This window comes from Cryobacterium sp. N19 (genome assembly GCF_002929595.1).
In the GTDB taxonomy this organism is placed as follows: domain Bacteria; phylum Actinomycetota; class Actinomycetes; order Actinomycetales; family Microbacteriaceae; genus Cryobacterium; species Cryobacterium flavum.
The window spans coordinates 110654-126955 of the sequence record NZ_PJJR01000052.1 but is presented as its reverse complement, the minus strand read 5'-3'; the positions used below and the strand labels follow the sequence as shown (position 1 = coordinate 126955).

Here is a 16302-nt window from a genome sequence, read left to right as displayed (position 1 = left end):
CCATTTGCCCATTCTGCTCAGCCTTTCCACGGTTAAACGCGGTCGAGGCTGCGCTGTCGATCGGCGTGACCGTGTTCGACCACGCCGACATCTACCGCCATGGCAAAGCTGAGACGGCGTTCGGCGAGGTACTGAAACGCTCGCCGGGACTGCGCGAGCGGATAGAGATCCAGACGAAGTGCGGCACCCGGCGCACATCGACCCGGTGCTCGGATCGAGCGACCCGGCGCGCATTCGCGCCTGCGGTGATGCCGCCGCGCAGGCTGCGGCGATGACCCGCGACGAATGGTTCGCGCTGTATATCGCGGCGCGCGGGCGGCCGCTGCTCTAGAAGAGCTTCGAGGCCGTGTCGTCGAGGCCGCGCATGGCGTCGTAATCCAGCAGAAGGCAGCGGATGCCGCGATCCTCGGCCAGCTTGCGGGCCTGCGGCTTGATTGTTTGCGCGGCGAACACCCCGGTCACAGGCGCCAGGTGCGGGTCGCGGTTCATCAGCTCGAGGTAACGGGTAAGCTGCTCGACCCCGTCGATATCGCCGTTGCGCTTCAGTTCTACCGCGACGGAACTTCCGGCGGCGTCTTGCGCGAGGATATCGACCGGCCCGATCGCCGTCATGTACTCGCGGCGCACGAAGGTGAAACCCGCGCCGAGCAGATGGATGTGCTCGGCCAGCAGCTTCTGCAGGTGCGACTCGGCGCCGTCCTTGATCAGGCCGGGGTCGATGCCGAGGTCGTGGGCGCTGTCATGCTGCACCTCGTAGACGCTGACGATGAGCTGGTCGGCGGTTTTGGCGTGGGTGACCGTCCAGAGGGCGGTGATTCCGGCATCCGCTTGGTCGTCGTCGGGCTCGGAAATGGTGACCGAGCAAGGCGGGCTCATCCAGTTGAGCGGCTTGTAGGAGCCGCCGTCGGAGTGCACGAGCACACTGCCGTCCGACTTGATCATGAGCAGGCGGGTGGCCAGCGGTAGGTGGGCGCTGAGACGCCCGGCATAGTCAACGGAGCATTTCGCAATTACAAGGCGCACCGGTCGAGTTTACGGGTTCTTGTCGTTGGTCGGCGTCAGGATCTCGCCGACGTAGATGACGGAGTTGCAGCTAAATCCGCCACTGGTGAGGTTCGATTCCAGCTGCCAGTAAGCCCGGCCGAAGCGCTCGCAGACCAGACCACCCACATCGCCCTCGACCGCGGTGTAGCGCAGCACGCCATCGGCATCCGTCTCGACCGTGCCCATGGCACCCTTCATCGCCCCGATGTCGACGATGGGATCCGGCGTGGGGGCGGGCGAGTGGGTCGGGGCGATTTCGGTCGGAGCGAGTTCGGGGGTGGCCTCCGCCGCGCACGCCGTCAGGAGCAGCGTTGCCGCAAGGGCGCTGATCAGAATCAGGGTTCGACTGTGAGGGTTTCGGGCCATCGGTCCAGCTTGGCAACCCGCACGCGCCGCTGCCAGTCGGCTTCTTGGGGGACGAGCGGTCAATCTCGGGCGGATGCCTTCGGCCGGGCGGCCGGGGCCGCCAGCCCCGCCAGCACCATCAGTACCAAGATCAGGTAGAGGGCATTGAGGATGCCCCAGGACTCGCCGAGCAGGCCGAGCACGGGAGGCCCGACCAGGAACGCGAAGTAGCCGATGATGGCCACCGCGCTCACCCGAGCCGCGGCGTTTTTGGTGTCGTCTGCGGCCGCGGACATGCCCACCGGAAACCCGAGCGAGGCGCCGAGGCCCCAGAGCACGGTGCCGACGAACACGAGCGGGGTGTTCGGCGCGAGGATGAACAGCACGAGCCCCGTAATGCCGATTCCCGCGCAGGCGCGCAGCACGACAACACGGCCGAACCGGTCGAGCACGGGCCCGCCGATGACGCGACCCACGGTCATCGCGGCCACGAATACGCCGAAGACAATCGCCCCGTCGGTGTTGCTGAAGCCGTGTCCATCGACCGAGGCGAGGGCGAGCCAGTCGTTCGCCGAGCCCTCGGCGAAGGTCATGCCGAGCACGATAACCCCGATCAGCAGCAGTTTGCGGTCGCGCCAGACGGCGAGGCTGTCCCGTAGGCGCTCGCGCCAGGCGCGTGGCGGGGCATCCGCTTTTTCGGTGCTTTCGACGCTCACTGGAAGAAACCGCACGGCCACGACGATCGTGCCGAGAACCAGCACGGCCATGACCAGCAGGTGCCAGAACACCGAGATATCCAGAGCGGATGCGGCGGCGCCGCCCAGCGCGCCGGTCACCGTTCCGAGGCTGAAGCAGGCGTGCATGAGCGGCATGAGCGTGCGGCCGATGGCGCGCTCGGCCGCTGCGCCCTCGACGTTCATCATGACGTCGAGGGATCCCACGCCGATGCCGAACACGGCGAGGGCCGCGAACACGAATGGGGCGGAGGGTACGAGGCTGACGCCGACGCCCATGAGCACGAGCCCGGTGGCCGACAGGGAGACGCTGACCAGCATGGCCCGGCGGGCGCCGAGGCGAGCGAGCATCCCGGCAGCGATGAGTAGCCCGATGACTGAGCCCGCCGAGAGCCCGAAAATGAGGATGCCGACCTGAATGGTGTCGAGCCCGAGGCCGTCGCGCACGGCGGGAACCCGCGACATCCAGCTGGCCAGGCCGAGCCCGGCCACGAAGAACGCGGCAAAGACGGCGTTGCGCCAGCCGATCAGAGCGGGGCGCGTGGTGGTCACGGGAAATTCAGAGGAGGTCATCGGGCACACGGGTTCTCAAGCGGCGGGCGGACGCCTCGACAGCGGGTGGGTGGAAGTCTTAACGCTACAACGAATAGCGCGCGCAGAACGAGAAATGGCACTCGGCGCGCGAGAGCCCGGCTGGTGCCCCCTGGCGCGGGGGCTGGGCTCGTGGGTGAGGTGCCAGAGCTTGCCCCATCAGGCTCGCGTGAGACGGCATATCGAGTGCACTCCTGGCGGTTCTCGCCCAGGACCTGGCTAACGCTTCTGTCTCAGGACATCCCTGACCGCTCCGCCTCGAGACCTCCCCGCACCCGACCGCATGACGCCGGAAGACCCCGCCGATTCGCTCCCCACAGCGACTTAGCGTAGCCTTACCTTAGTCGTTCAAAAACCCCGTCCTTGGAGTCCTATGCGCATCCCCCTCTCTGTCGCCGCGCTCGTTGCCGGCGCCACCGTTCTTGCCCTCGCCGGGTGCACGCAGGCCACCGAGTCGACGGCAAGCACCGCAGACGGCGCCTTCACCCTGTACTCGGGTCGGGACGAAGCGCTCATCCAGCCGCTCATCGACCAGTTCGAGGAGCAGAGCGGCATCAGCGTCGAGGTGCGTTACGGCAACACCGCCGAGCTCGGCGCACTCCTGCTCGAAGAGGGCGACGCCACCCCCGCCCAGGTCTTTCTCGCCCAGGACGCCGGAGCGCTCGGCGCCCTCGCCAATGCCGACCTCTTCGCGACGCTGCCCGCAACAACGACCGATGCCGTTCCGGCCGGCTTCACCTCGACCGACGACACCTGGGTCGGCGTCACCGGCCGTGCCCGCGTGATCACCTACGACAGTGAAGCGCTCGCCGCAACCGACGTGCCAACATCCGTTGACGCGTTCACCGACCCGGCCTGGTCCGGAAAGTTCGGTATCGCGCCGACCAACGCGAGCTTCCAGGCCTTCGTCACCGCCTACCGGGTGCTGAACGGTGAAGAGGCCGCCGACGAGTGGGTCAAGGCCGTTGCCGCCAACAACCCGGTCATCTTCGACAACAACCGCGCTATCCTTGCCGCCGTCAACGACGGGGTCATCGAGGCCGGACTCATTAACCACTACTACTGGTTCGCCCAGGCCGCCGAAACCGGCGAGGCCAACATGCGCGCCCAGCTGTCGTACCCCGAAGCCGGCGACGCCGGATCCATCGTCAACGTCACCGGCGCCGGCCTGCTTGCCGGCGCAGCAGACGATGCCGACGCCCTCGAGTTCATCGACTACCTCGTGGGCGCCAAAGCGCAGCAGTACTTCGTCGACGAGACCTACGAGTACCCCCTGATCACCGGCATCGACGCCCCGGCCGGACTGCCGGCGCTCGACTCGCTGGTCAACCCCGACCTCGATCTGGCCGACCTCGACACCCTCGAAGACACCCAGGCCCTGCTCGGCAAGCACGGCCTGATCTAGCATTGAAGTAGTGAAGGCGCGGGTGCGGGCTCAGGTCGGCAGCCGCGCCCTACCCTCCAGCGCCTTCTCTCAACTGCTCATCACAGCGGATGCCCCCACTCCGCTCAGCGCGCGTCCCGCAGGGCCGCTCACATGACCGAGCTGCTCATTCCACCGCCCGAAACCGCCGTGCCGCGCCCGCCCGCCCGGTACCACTTCGGCGCGCCGCCCTGGCTGCTGGCGCTCGCCGCACTGTGCGCCGCGACTGCTGCCATCCCGCTGGTCTACCTGGTCGTGCGCACGACTGAGGCGGGGCTCACGGACCTCCTCGACACCCTGGTGCGCCCCAGGGTGCTACAGCTCACGGTCAACACGGTGCTGCTCGCCGCGGCCGTCACCCTGTCGTGCCTCGTGCTCGGCACGATCTGCGCCTGGATTCTCACGCGCATCCGCTTGCCGTTTCAGCGCACGCTGCTGCTGGCCTCGGCGCTGCCGCTCGCGGTGCCGAGTTACCTGGCTGCCTACGGCTGGCTGGTCTGGTTTCCGCACCTCAACGGGTTCTGGGCCAGCTGGTTCGTCATGACCATGGTCTGTACCCCCTACGTGACGCTGCCGGTCGCGGCGGCGCTGCGCGGGGCATCCGCTGATCTGGAATCAGTGGCCCGCACGCTCGGTCGCGGCCCGCTGCGTGCCTTCGCGGCCGCGACCTGGCCGCAGATTCGCCCGGCCGCGATCGCCGGGGCGCTGCTCGTCTGCCTCTACTCGCTGAGCGACTTCGGACTCGTCTCGATGCTGCGGTTTCAGACGCTCACCTGGGGAATCAACGCCGCCTACGGCGCGAGTTTCGACCGCAACCAGGCCGCGCTGCTCGCCCTCGTGCTTGTCGTGCTCGCGCTCGTGGTCGTGGCCGGCGAACGCCGCAGCCGCCGTCAGGTCGGCGGCATTCCCGGGCGCAGCACCATGCCGGCCAGAGCCCCCGGCAAGACGGGCCCGCTCTTCGCCGCGGTGCTGCTCGCCGCACCGATCGCCGGGGTGGTGGTTCCGGTGGTCGGCTTGCTCAGCCGCCTGCTCGAAGCCGAAACCCTGCGCGCCATCGACGTTCCACGACTGGTCGAAGCCATCGGAGCGACCCTGGGGCTCGCCCTCGCCGCCGCCGTGGTGGCCGTGTTCGTCGCGCTGCCGATCGCCGCGCTCGCCGCCCGTTACCAGGGGCGCCTGGTGGCCGTGATCGAGGCCGTCGGCTTTCTCGGCCACGCCCTGCCCGGCATTGTCGTTGGCCTGTCCCTCGTGTTCTTCGCGCTCGCCGCGGTTCCAATGTTCTACCAAACCTCCGTTGTGCTGGTCTTCGCCTACGTCGTTCTGTTCATGCCGCGCGCCATCGGCAGCATGCGCAGTGGGATCGCGGCGGTGCCCGCGAGCCTCGGCGACGTGTCGCGCATGCTCGGCCTCTCGCCCTTTCAGACCTGGTGGCGGGTGACCGCGCGCCTCGCGCTGCCCGGCATCGCGATCGGTGCACTGCTCGTGGCTATCTCGGCCATGAAAGAATTGCCAGCGACGCTGCTGCTGCGGCCGACGGGCGCGTCCACGCTCGCCACCGAGTTGTGGAGTCGCACGGCCCTGTTCGAGTTCGGCGCTGCAGCGCCCTACGCGGCGGCGCTCGTGCTCGTGGCGATGGTGCCCGCGATGCTGCTTTCCGGCATCCGCGGTACGGCAAGGGAGAACTGATGGGCTGGGTTGCGATCGACGGGCTGCGCGTCGCCTACGGTGACACGCGGGTGCTCGACGACGTCAGTTTGCGCATACCGCGCGGCAGTCTCGTCGCTGTTCTCGGCCCGAGCGGATGCGGCAAGACCACCCTCCTGCGCGCGGTCGCCGGTTTGTTGCCGGTCACCGCCGGCACCATCACGGTTGGCGGACGCCTCGTCACCGGCCCCGGCGTGCAGCGCGCGCCGGAGAAACGCGGAATGGGTTGGGTTCCGCAGGACGCCTCGCTGTTTCCGCACCTCACGGTGGGCGAGAACATCGGCTTCGGACTGCCCCGCACCAAGCAGAGCGACGACCTGTATTGCGAACCCGGCGAGGCTCCCGGGGGAGTCGCCGGGCTGTTCGCCGGTTTCACCCGGCGCGGGCGTGCGAACCGGGCAAGGCCGGCGTCGTCGCCCGTCCGCCCGCTCATCGGCGGGCCGGGTTCCGTCCCTGCTGCGCCGGGGCGCGGCCCCGCCTCCGGTACACCGGGGCACACCCACCTCGCGCCGGCGCCGATCACTCCCGACCGCAGCCGCCAATACAGCCGCGCCGCTCGCATCGTTGAGCTCGCCAGCCTGGTCGGCCTGTCCGACCTGGTAGACCGTGCCCCCTCGCAGCTCTCCGGCGGTCAGGCCCAACGCGTGTCGCTGGCCCGAGCGCTGGCCCCCCGCCCCGACCTCATGCTGCTCGACGAACCGTTTGCGGCCCTCGACCCGCTGTTGCGTTCGGCCCTGCGCACCGAGGTCGCGGCCCTGCTGCATGCCCAGCACAACACGAGCCTGCTCGTGACCCACGACCAGGAAGAGGCGCTCTCGCTCGCCGACTTCGTGGCCGTCATGCGCGGCGGCGAGATTTTGCAGTTCGGCACCCCAGCGGATGTCTACGAACGCCCGGTCGACCCCTGGGTCGCCGGGTTCGTCGGCGACACCGTCGAGCTCGACGGCATCTGGCGGGGTGGCCGCGTCGACTGCGCGCTCGGCTCGCTCCCGGCGGACTGGATGGGCGCACCGAGCGACGTGGGCGCAGCATCCGCTCCCGCCGACGGACCGAGCGTACGCGTGCTGCTTCGCCCCGAATGGTTGACCCTCGCCGAGCCCGCAGCCGACTCGAAAACGGATGCCGTCACCACAGCCATCGCGTACGCCGGCCACGACGCCCTGGTGAGTTTCACCCTCCCGGGCGGCCTCGTCGTGCGCGCCCGCGTCGCTGCCCCCGACCTGCCGCGCGTCGGCGACCGGGTCACCCTGGGCGTGCGCCAGAACGCCCTCGCCTACCCGCTCGCGTAGCTCACTGTGCAAAGAACCGGCCTGCGGAGGCGGCTGGTAGACCCAGGGTCAGGCGGCCGGGAAATAAAGGGTCGACACGATTGAATCAAATCGGAGCGCCGATATGGCGACCTGAAGTACCTGGGTCGCAGTATTTCCGGCGCAAGACACCGTCATGTCTCCGCCCCCACTCGGCATCGTCAGCAGTGTGGTCGAGGAAAAGGAGGTCATGGGTCCGGTAGTAGAGAACGGTGCGATGAATTGACCGCGCCAAGTAGAGCCACCGTCAATCTGGCAGACTCCCGCCGCACCGGCTTCGCCGACCAGCTCACTGGCAGCGGTTTGGTCCACGGCTCCTGTGGGCGTGCAACCTAGCAATGACCGTGCAAGGAATGCAACGGCACCCGTACCGAGAAACTTCGTCTTTTGACTCAGACTCCTTAAACTACAGACGAGGCAAATGGGTATCGACACATTAGGCGTGGTCGATGCATTTCGACCCTCCCGCCGCCCTGCCTCCGCTCACTAGAGTGAGCTTGCTCGCACCCGAAGCGGCGCGAAAAAACTCGAAACGAGGCTCCATGGCCGGCGGGCTGGATGCGCACGCCAAATTTGAGCGACGTGGGCGTAGCATCCGTTCCCGCCGACGGAACCCCGGTGTGCGCCAGAGCGCCCTTGCCTATCCGCTGGCGTAACCCGAGCACGTATCGCGCCGTCGGTTGCTGATCTCGCGCTTTTAGGACTGGAAATCGATCATTTCTTCGAAATTACGTAAGGGCGTCACGAGGCTACGAGGATTCGTGACGAGTAGTCAGCGGCGCACTCACTAGCTACTGCGCCGCTGCAAGGGACGACGGGGATGTTTTCGTGAAGTGTGTCCGCGATGCGCTTCTGAGTTTTACTCGCTTTTGTGTTCGATTTGCGGTAGAATTGCCGAGAAGGAGGCACTGGCGCCCATGTTCATGGAGAACCCGAGTGAGACCCGTTCGAACCCCGTTATCGAGGCGGTCGAACAGGCACGGGGCATTCTTCTGGACGCGTTGGACGGGGTGTCGTTCGGGCTGCTCGGCGATGAAGAGTCGTTGAGCATGCTGCTCGCACTGGAGAGCGTGGGCCGGGTCGTCGACGGTGCCCGAGTGCTCTCCACAACCGACGTACTGCGCCGCTCCGAGTACTTTGACGCTGCGGCCGCCCAGGCTGCCGCACAGGCTGCCGCCCAGGCTGCGGTTGCCCAGGCTGGGGTTGATCGGAGCGCCGCCACCCAGAATGCCAGCGCGCGGAATGCCGGTGCCGAGACTGCTGGTGCGGGGAATGCTGGCGGGGAGAATTCTGGCGCGGATTCCGTGACGCCGGACAGTGCTGCGCCAGCTTCGGCAGTGGTTTCGAGCGTGGCCGGCGGTGCGGCAGCGCTGGCGGCGCCGACACTGGCGCGGCGGCTGGGCTGTCGCAGCGGGGCCGAGCTGGTCTGCACCCTCGCCCGCATCTCCCGCAGTGAAGTACGGCAGCGGGCCACGCTCGGTGAGAAAGTTGGCCAGCGGATGCTCCTCGGCCGCCCCCTCACCGCCACCTATCCTGTTCTCGGTGACGCACTGCAGGGCGGGGCGCTCGGGGTGGAGCAGGCGCGGGTGATCGTTCAGGTGCTCGACGGGCTCCGCTCCGAGGTGCTGGCCCCAGACCTCGACCGGGTCGAACGCTCCCTCGTCGCGAGTGGGTCCGGTGCGATCACCCCGGAGACTGAGAGGCTGCCGGGGGCGGGGATAGCGTTCTCGCCGGAGTTGTTGCGGCAGCAGGGCATCCAGTGGAAAGCACGCCTCGCCCCCGACGGTTCGGCGCCCGGCGAGACCCCGACCGAGCGGCGCAGCTGGCTCACCTTCGGCACCCTGGCCAACGGCGGCTACAGCCTCAACGGCTGGTTCACCACCCTGGACCGGGCCATCATCGGCAACGTCTTCGACACGTATCTCTCCGCCGCAGCGGCGAACCCGGTCCCCGGTGCCACCGACACTCCCTCCCCCGACACCGCCCGAGTCGTCGACGCCACCCTGGCGCCCGATGTGACACCGTGTGCCCGGGTCGAGTTCCGTGAAACCGAGCACGATGGGCACGACAACTGCGGCACACCACCGAAGGGAACCAGCACCGCGGTGAACACGTCGGGCCGAGCAGGGGAAGCCTGCGTGCCGGGCAAGGCAGGAGTCGAACGGGGCTCCGACCCGCCCGACCCGCTCAATCCCGACCCGCCCGACCCGCTCAATCCCGCTGCGCTCAGTCCGTGTCCGCAGCAGCCCGACGACATCCGCTCCCGTAGTGAGAAGCAGGCCGGCATCCTCCGCGCCGTGTTTGAAGCCGCCGCCCGACACCCGGGCACCCCGACGATGGGCGGAGCCGCCCCGACCGTGCTCGTGCACATCAACATCACCGACCTCCTCGCCGGCCGCGGTGCCGGCTGGATTGACGGCATCGACGGCCCGCTCAGCCCCGGCCAGGTCGATGAGTTGATCTGCGCCGGCGGCTACCAGCCCGTGCTGTTCGGCCACACCGGCACCATCCTGCACCTCGGCCGCAGCAATCGATTCTTCACCGCTACACAACGCCGAGCCCTGGCGGCTCGGGACGGTGGTTGTGTCATCCCTGGCTGCACCGTGCCGCCCCACTTCACCCAAGCCCACCACGTCACACCGTGGAGCCAGGGCGGCCTCACCGATATCGATAACGCCGTGCTGCTCTGCAACGCCGCCCACAGCAGTATCGAAACATCCGGCTGGGACATTCAGATGCGCGGCGGCCGCCCGTGGATCCGCGGACCCCTCGCCTTCGACCCCACCCAAATCTGGCGCCCCGCCGGCCAGAATCGCGCCGCCACCCCCGCGGAGAAACCCACCTGGGAAAAGTAGCGCCCGTCGCACGGGCAGCGCACCCGACGCAGCGCTGGCAGGGCACGGGCACGGGCGCGCGTGCCGCAATCCGCCACAGTGACCCAGCAGCCTAGCCGAAGCCCCGAACGGGGGACCTTCGACCCTCGCGCCCACACAGCGCCGCTGACTAGAGTGAGCCTGCCAGCGCGATGAAAGCGCGCAAAAAACTTGAAACGAGGCACCATGGCCGGCCACACGAACGCCCCCGGGCAGTCGGTGACCAGCCGGGTGCTGAGCATTCTGGCGGCGTTCGAACACAGCGCATCCGCTCGGTCGTTATCGGAGATCAGCCGCGAGAGCGGGCTGCCGCAGAGCACCGCACACCGCCTGCTCGGCGAGCTCGAGACCTGGGGCGCCGTGCAGCGGGATGCCCAGGGCCGCTACCAAATCGGCCTGCGCCTCTGGGAACTCGGCCAGCACGCCGGCCGCAAACTGCGGGATGTGGCCCGGCCCTACCTGCAGGACCTGTTCGGCTTGACCCAGGAGACCGTACACCTCGCCATTCGCGACGGCGCCGAGGTGCTCTACATCGACCGGGTCTATGGCAGCCGGCGCGTGCCGCAGGCCAGCCGGGTCGGCGGTCGTCTGCCGCTGCACGCCACCGCGGTGGGCCGGGCCATTCTGGCCTTTGAAGAGGAATGGGTGCAGAACGCCGTGCTCGACGGCGAACTCGTGCGCCGCACGCCGCTGACCAAGACCGATCCGGCCGAGCTGCGCCGGGAGCTCGGCAAGATTAGCGAAATCGGTTTCGCCCTCGCCTCCGAAGAAGTACGACAGGGCTCGTGCTCGCTCGCGGTGCCGGTGTTTCAGGCGCCGGGCAAGATTTTCGGGGCGCTCGGCATTGTGCTGCCCACCTCGCGGGCGCACCAGCTGGAGCGCTACCTGCCGGTTCTGCAGGGCACGGCGCAGCGCATCCAAGCCGGAATCGCGCACCTGCCACCGGCCACCCTGCGCCTGCCGGCCAGCGTGGCGAAACCCACTCAGCCGTGAAGCCACTTCCATCCAGTGGGACACTCCGGTGATCGAAGCTACTGCCGCGTCTTAGATAGATCTCGTCGACCTCAAAGTTGAGAAAAGCAAACCAAGGAGCCATCGTGACCGCGCAATTCGCCCTCGCCCATCCGGCCGCCGCGACCGGCCAATGCCCGGTCGCGCACGGTGCCTCAGAACACGGTGTCCCAACGAAGAACCACGGCTATGCCCCCTTCGCGATGACTGACCCGTTCCCCTCCTACGCCGCCCTGCGCGAGAACGAACCGGTCATGTTCGATGAGGAGCTCGGCTACTTCATCGTGTCCCGCTACGACGACGTCAAGGCCACCTTCGACAACTGGCAGGTCTTCAGCAGCGAGAATGCCCAGGCCCCGGTGCGGCCCCGCGGCGCAGCGGCCACCACGATCATGAACGATGGCGGCTTCACCGCCTACTCCGGCCTGAGTGCCCGCATCCCCCCGGAGCACACCCGCATGCGCGCCATCGTGCAGAAGGAATTCACGCCGCGCCGCTACAAGAAGCTCGAACCCACCATTCGCGAGAACACGGCACGCCTGCTCACGCAAATGCTGTCTCACCCGGATGCCCGCGGCGACTTCCTCAAAGACGTCGCGGTGGACATCCCCACCATCACCATCCTCGGACTGCTCGGCGTCGGCCCCGAGATGGTCGCGACCTACAAGAAGTGGTCCGACTCCCGCGCCGCCATGACCTGGGGCGACCTGACGGACGACGAGCAAATTCCGCACGCGCACAACCTCGTGGACTACTGGACCGAGTGCCTGCGCCTCGTGAAGAACGCCCACGACCAACTCGAGAACAACGAAAACGGCGACAACCTCGTCTTCGACCTCGTGCAGGCGCAGTCCACCGGCTCCGAGATCTCCGACCACGAGATCGCCTCGGTCTGTTACAGCCTGCTCTTTGCCGGCCACGAGACCACGACAACACTGATCTCGAATACCATCCGCGAACTGCTCGCCCACCCCGCCGAGTGGCAGAAGCTGATCGACGACCCGAGCCGCATCCCGACCGCGATCGACGAGACGCTGCGCTTCTCCCCGAGCATCGTCGGCTGGCGGCGCAAGGCACTCGAAGACACCGAGATCGGCGGCGTAAAGATTCCGGCCGGGTCGAACATCCTCTTGCTGATGGGCTCGGCCAACCGCGACCCCGGCACCTTCGAGCAGCCAGAAACCTTCGACATCAACCGGGTCAATGCCCGCAACCACCTGTCGTTCGGCTTTGGCATCCACTATTGCCTCGGCAACATGCTCGCCAAGATGCAAGACAAAATCGTCGTCGAAGAGACCCTCAAAGCGGCACCGGGGCTGCGCCTGATCGACGCCGAAAAGATCGAGTTCGGAGACAACCTGTCGTTCAGGGCGCCCACCTCGGTGCCCGTCACCTGGGGAGAAAATAAATGACCACCACACCGTACATTCAGTTTTTCGACGGCACGGATGCTCCCCGCCACGACCTGCTCGGCGGCAAGTGCGCCTCGCTGGTCGCCCTCACCCAGGCCGGCATGCCGGTGCCGCCCGGCTTCGCCATCACCACCGCCTCCTACGACGCGTTCATCGCCGCCGCCGGGATCGAACAGGACATCCACTCGATGCTGGCCAGCCTCGACGCCGACGACGTGGCCGAGGTCGATCGGGTCTCGGCCCAGCTGCGCTACGAGATCGAGAGCCGCCCGGTGCCCGCCGCCGTGCGCGCCGACTTCGTTGCCGCCTACCACGCACTTCAGGCGCGGTTCAGCGAACCGGTTCCGGTGGCCGTGCGCTCCTCCGCGACCGCCGAGGACCTGCCAGACGCGAGCTTCGCCGGCCAGCAGGACACCTATCTATGGCTGAACGGTATCGACGACGTCACCGAGCACATCCGTCGCTGCTGGGCCTCACTGTTCACCTCCCGCGCGATCACCTACCGGCTCAAGAACAACATCCCCGGCGAGGGCCTCTCCATGGCCGTCGCCGTGCAGAAGATGGTCAACGCCCGCGCTGCCGGCGTCGCCATCACCATGGATCCGACCACCGGCGACCGCTCCAAGATCGTCATGGAGGCCTCCTACGGCCTCGGCGAATTGGTCGTCTCCGGCCTGGTCACCCCCGACAACGTCACCGTCGACAAGATCATGCTCATGGTCGTCAAGCGCGTGATCGGCGATAAGCACGCCGAGCTCGTGCCCGATGCGGCCAACGGGGCACTGGTCGAACTCGAGGTGTCGGCCGCTCGCCGCGGGGTGCTCTCGATCAGCGAGACCGAGATCACCGCCATCGCGACCATCGCCAAGAAGGCCGAGAAGCACTTCAAATGCCCGCAGGACATCGAGTGGGCCCTCGACCGCGACCTGCCCGATGGCCAAAACCTATTGCTGCTGCAGTCCCGCCCCGAGACCGTGCATTCTTCGCGCAGTTCAGATACGCGAACGGATGCCGTTGCCGTCGCCTCCACCGCCGGGTACGGCATCGAGAGCATCACCCGATCACTTCTGGTGCAGGCCGGCAAACCAACGATATAAACCCGACCTGCGCCATCCGCTTGGAAAGTCATTTCACCCGCGCACCACCTTCGAGAACGGTTTTCTTATGACAGAGAAGTCATTTCCCAGCCCCTATGACCAGGCCCCGGCCCAGGGCGCCGAGGGCTGGAAAGAGCTGTACGCCTACAACCTGGTGTTCCAAGAGAACCGCCGCGAGGTCGAAGAGGCCAAGTTCTGGTTCTGCGACAGCCAGCACTGGCCCACCGTGACCAAGCCGTTCGAGACCATCGGTTTCGAGTTCGCCGTGTCGTGCCTCGGCCAGTACAACACCCGGCACCTGCTCATTCCGCCGGCGAACGGCATTGAGTTTCGCATTCACAACGGCTACGTCTTCATGTCGCCGGTGGGCGTGCCCGAGGCGGAGATCGCCCCCCGCGTGCCCGAGTTCATGGCGCGGGCCGGCCACTACTTTCAGAACTGGGAGACCCTGCTCGAGCAGTGGCAGGGCAAGATTCGCGGCACCATCGACGAGCTCGGCGCACTGAACTTCGACGCCCTTCCCGACAAGGTCGACATCGATGACGTCACGAGCGGCAAGGGCACCGGCCCGAACAACGACCTGCTCGCCCAGTACGACGCGCTGATCGCGCTCACCTACCGCGCCTGGCAGTACCACTTCGAGTTTCTCAATCTCGGCTATGTGGCCTACCTCGACTTCTTCAGCTTCTGCAAGGAGGTCTTCCCAGGCATTCCCGACCAGGCCGTCGCCAAGATGGTGCAGGGCGTCGATATGGAACTGTTCCGACCCGACGACGAGCTCAAGAAGCTCGCCAAGCTGGCCATCGAACTGGGCCTGACCGTCCTGTTCGGCAACACCGCGAACCCGGAACAGACCCTCGCTGGCATTGCGGCCGCCACCGGCGGTGCCGCCTGGATCGCCGCCTTCGACGAGGCCAAGGACCCGTGGTTCAACTTCACCGTCGGCAACGGTTTCTACGCCCACGACAAGTACTGGATGGACCACCTCGAACTTCCGCTCGGCTACATCAGCGACTACATTGGGCGGTTGCAGGCTGGCCAGACCATCGACCGCCCGGTCGCCGAGCTGGTCGCCGAGCGCGACCGCATCACCGAGGAGTACTCGGAGCTGCTCACCGCCGAACAGCTCGCCGCGTTCGAGGGCAAGCTCGGCCTGGCCCGCCAGGTCTACCCCTACGTCGAGAACCACAACTTCTACATCGAGCACTGGACCATGGGCGTGTTCTGGCGCAAGGCCCGCCAGCTCTCAGCGATGCTGCAGGAGCAGGGCTTCTGGCCAACGGCCGACGGGATGTTCTTCCTCCGCCGCGACGAGGTGCGCGAGGCCCTGTTCGACTACGTCACCGGTTGGGCGGTCGGCGCACCCGCGATCGGCCCGTCGTACTGGCCCGAGGAGGTCGAGCGTCGCCGCGTCATAGTGGATGCCCTGCAGCAGCAGCGCCCGCAGCCAGCCCTCAACACCCCGCCGGCCGTCATTACGGAACCGTTCACCCTCATGCTCTGGGGCATCACGAGCGACCAGATCAAAAACTGGCTCGGCGATTCCGACGCGCCAGAGGGAGAGTTCCGCGGTATGGCGGCCTCGAGTGGTGTGGCCGAAGGGCCGGCCCGCGTCATTAGCAGCTCGGACCAGCTCTCCGAGGTGCAGGAGGGCGACATTCTCGTCGCCCCCGTGACAGCACCGTCGTGGGGTCCGATCTTCGGCAAGATTCGTGCCACGGTCACCGACATCGGCGGCATGATGAGCCACGCGGCCATCGTCTGCCGGGAATACGGCATGCCGGCCGTCACCGGAACCGGCACAGCCTCGTCGCAGATCGTGACCGGGCAGTGGCTGCGTGTCGACGGCAATAACGGAACTGTGACCATCGTGCTTGATCATGTTGCTGAGGACCACGCGCACGACCTGAGCCTGGCCGGCGACGCGGCGATCCAGCTGGAAGACGCACTCGAAGGCAGCCATGCCTGATCCGCGCACGGACCAGCCCGCCACTCGCGTTCCTAGTGCGGGCGCGAGAACGGTGCTGATCACCGGCGCCGCCGGCGGGCTGGGCCGTGCCTTTGCCCTGGGCTTCGCAGCCCAGGGCGACCGGGTGGTCGTCGCTGACACCAACTTGGAGGGCGCGCAGCAGACCGTGGCGCTCCTTGAAGCGGCCGGCGGCACCGCCCTCGCCCTCCAGGCCAACGTGACGCAGCTGGGCTCCGTCACCCAGCTCGCAGCGGATGCCTCAGCCTTCGCGAGCGACGGCAAGATCGACGTCATCATCAACAACGCGGCGATCTACGCCACCATCACCCGGTCGCCCTTCGAGGAGATCGACGTGGACGAGTGGGATCGCGTGATGGCCGTGAACCTCAAGGGCCCGTGGCTGGTCACCCGCGCCTGTTCCCCCTACCTGGCCGACGGAGCCGCGGTGATCAACCTGTCGAGCGCGACCGTGCTCAGCGGATCCGCCCAGTGGGCGCACTACGTGGCGTCGAAGGGCGGCGTGATTGCCCTCACCCGGGTGCTCGCCAAGGAGCTCGGCGACCGCAATATCACCGTGAACGCGATCGCTCCCGGCTTCACCCTCACCGAGGCCAGCTACGGCCTGATCGAGGGAGCCGCCGAGTACGGCGTCGACCGCGGTTCGATCAAACGGGCCAGTGAGCCCGCCGACATCGTTGGGGCCGCCCTGTTTTTGGCCGGCCCCGGCTCCCGCTACATCACCGGCCAGACCCTCGTGGTCGACGGTGGCCGACAGTTTCTGTAAGGAGATAA

13 protein-coding genes and 1 pseudogene are annotated in these 16302 nt (G+C 67.4%); 11 read left to right on the top strand and 3 right to left on the bottom strand.

All coding sequences use genetic code 11. The features are described from left to right. Window positions 1–38: 38 nt before the first annotated feature. Window positions 39–191, top strand: a pseudogene (locus CXY78_RS21735) (aldo/keto reductase); the annotation flags it as partial. Then, the gene (locus tag CXY78_RS21730) at window positions 179–331 is read left to right on the top strand and encodes a hypothetical protein (RefSeq protein ID WP_233197221.1); all 153 of its coding nucleotides are present in this window, start codon (window positions 179–181) and stop codon (window positions 329–331) included. The pseudogene CXY78_RS21735 and the gene CXY78_RS21730, both read left to right, overlap by 13 nt. Here the strand turns inward: CXY78_RS21730 and nucS are convergent. Genes nucS through CXY78_RS14170 form a run of 3 tightly spaced genes read right to left on the bottom strand, consistent with a single transcriptional unit; the run spans window position 328 to window position 2696 of the window. Continuing rightward, window positions 328–1023 (bottom strand): endonuclease NucS, encoded by a 696-nt coding sequence (gene nucS / locus CXY78_RS14180; protein ID WP_092338527.1) that lies wholly within the window; start codon window positions 1021–1023, stop codon window positions 328–330. The two genes, CXY78_RS21730 and nucS, sit on opposite strands and share 4 nt — an antisense overlap. A 9-nt stretch (window positions 1024–1032) precedes the next feature. Further along, the gene (locus CXY78_RS14175; RefSeq protein WP_104089905.1) at window positions 1033–1410 is read right to left on the bottom strand and encodes a hypothetical protein; all 378 of its coding nucleotides are present in this window, start codon (window positions 1408–1410) and stop codon (window positions 1033–1035) included. Between the two features lie 59 nt (window positions 1411–1469). Further along, window positions 1470–2696 (bottom strand): MFS transporter, encoded by a 1227-nt coding sequence (locus CXY78_RS14170; protein WP_104089904.1) that lies wholly within the window; start codon window positions 2694–2696, stop codon window positions 1470–1472. Window positions 2697–3087: 391 nt separating this feature from the next. Between CXY78_RS14170 and CXY78_RS14165 the strand changes: the two genes are divergently transcribed. The 9 genes from CXY78_RS14165 to CXY78_RS14125 all read left to right on the top strand — a co-directional run bounded on the left by CXY78_RS14165 (window position 3088) and on the right by CXY78_RS14125 (window position 16294). Next, window positions 3088–4119 carry an extracellular solute-binding protein gene (locus CXY78_RS14165; RefSeq protein ID WP_104089902.1) on the top strand — a complete coding sequence of 344 codons (1032 nt, stop codon included), beginning with the start codon at window positions 3088–3090 and terminating at the stop codon, window positions 4117–4119. A gap of 132 nt (window positions 4120–4251) precedes the next feature. Continuing rightward, window positions 4252–5823 (top strand): iron ABC transporter permease, encoded by a 1572-nt coding sequence (locus tag CXY78_RS14160; RefSeq protein ID WP_104089900.1) that lies wholly within the window; start codon window positions 4252–4254, stop codon window positions 5821–5823. Further along, window positions 5823–7130: an ABC transporter ATP-binding protein gene (locus CXY78_RS14155; RefSeq protein ID WP_092338537.1), complete on the top strand. Its 1308-nt coding sequence runs from the start codon at window positions 5823–5825 to the stop codon at window positions 7128–7130. The genes CXY78_RS14160 and CXY78_RS14155 overlap by 1 nt, the downstream gene beginning before the upstream one ends. Window positions 7131–8065: 935 nt before the next feature. Further along, entirely contained in the window at window positions 8066–10003 is a 1938-nt protein-coding gene (locus tag CXY78_RS14150) for an HNH endonuclease signature motif containing protein (protein ID WP_104089899.1), read from the top strand. 204 nt (window positions 10004–10207) lie between these two features. Next, window positions 10208–11014 (top strand): IclR family transcriptional regulator, encoded by an 807-nt coding sequence (locus CXY78_RS14145; RefSeq protein WP_092338541.1) that lies wholly within the window; start codon window positions 10208–10210, stop codon window positions 11012–11014. A gap of 104 nt (window positions 11015–11118) precedes the next feature. Further along, window positions 11119–12444, top strand: coding sequence for a cytochrome P450 (locus CXY78_RS14140; protein ID WP_233206199.1), 1326 nt, complete (start codon window positions 11119–11121; stop codon window positions 12442–12444). Beyond that, on the top strand, window positions 12441–13541 hold the full coding sequence (locus CXY78_RS14135; RefSeq protein ID WP_092338543.1) for a PEP/pyruvate-binding domain-containing protein: 1101 nt from the start codon (window positions 12441–12443) through the stop codon (window positions 13539–13541). The genes CXY78_RS14140 and CXY78_RS14135 overlap by 4 nt, the downstream gene beginning before the upstream one ends. A gap of 67 nt (window positions 13542–13608) precedes the next feature. Continuing rightward, a complete protein-coding gene (locus CXY78_RS14130) occupies window positions 13609–15510 on the top strand; it encodes a PEP-utilizing enzyme (RefSeq protein WP_104089897.1) in 1902 nt (633 codons plus the stop codon). After that, window positions 15503–16294 carry an SDR family NAD(P)-dependent oxidoreductase gene (locus CXY78_RS14125; protein ID WP_092338547.1) on the top strand — a complete coding sequence of 264 codons (792 nt, stop codon included), beginning with the start codon at window positions 15503–15505 and terminating at the stop codon, window positions 16292–16294. The genes CXY78_RS14130 and CXY78_RS14125 overlap by 8 nt, the downstream gene beginning before the upstream one ends. Window positions 16295–16302: the final 8 nt, after the last annotated feature.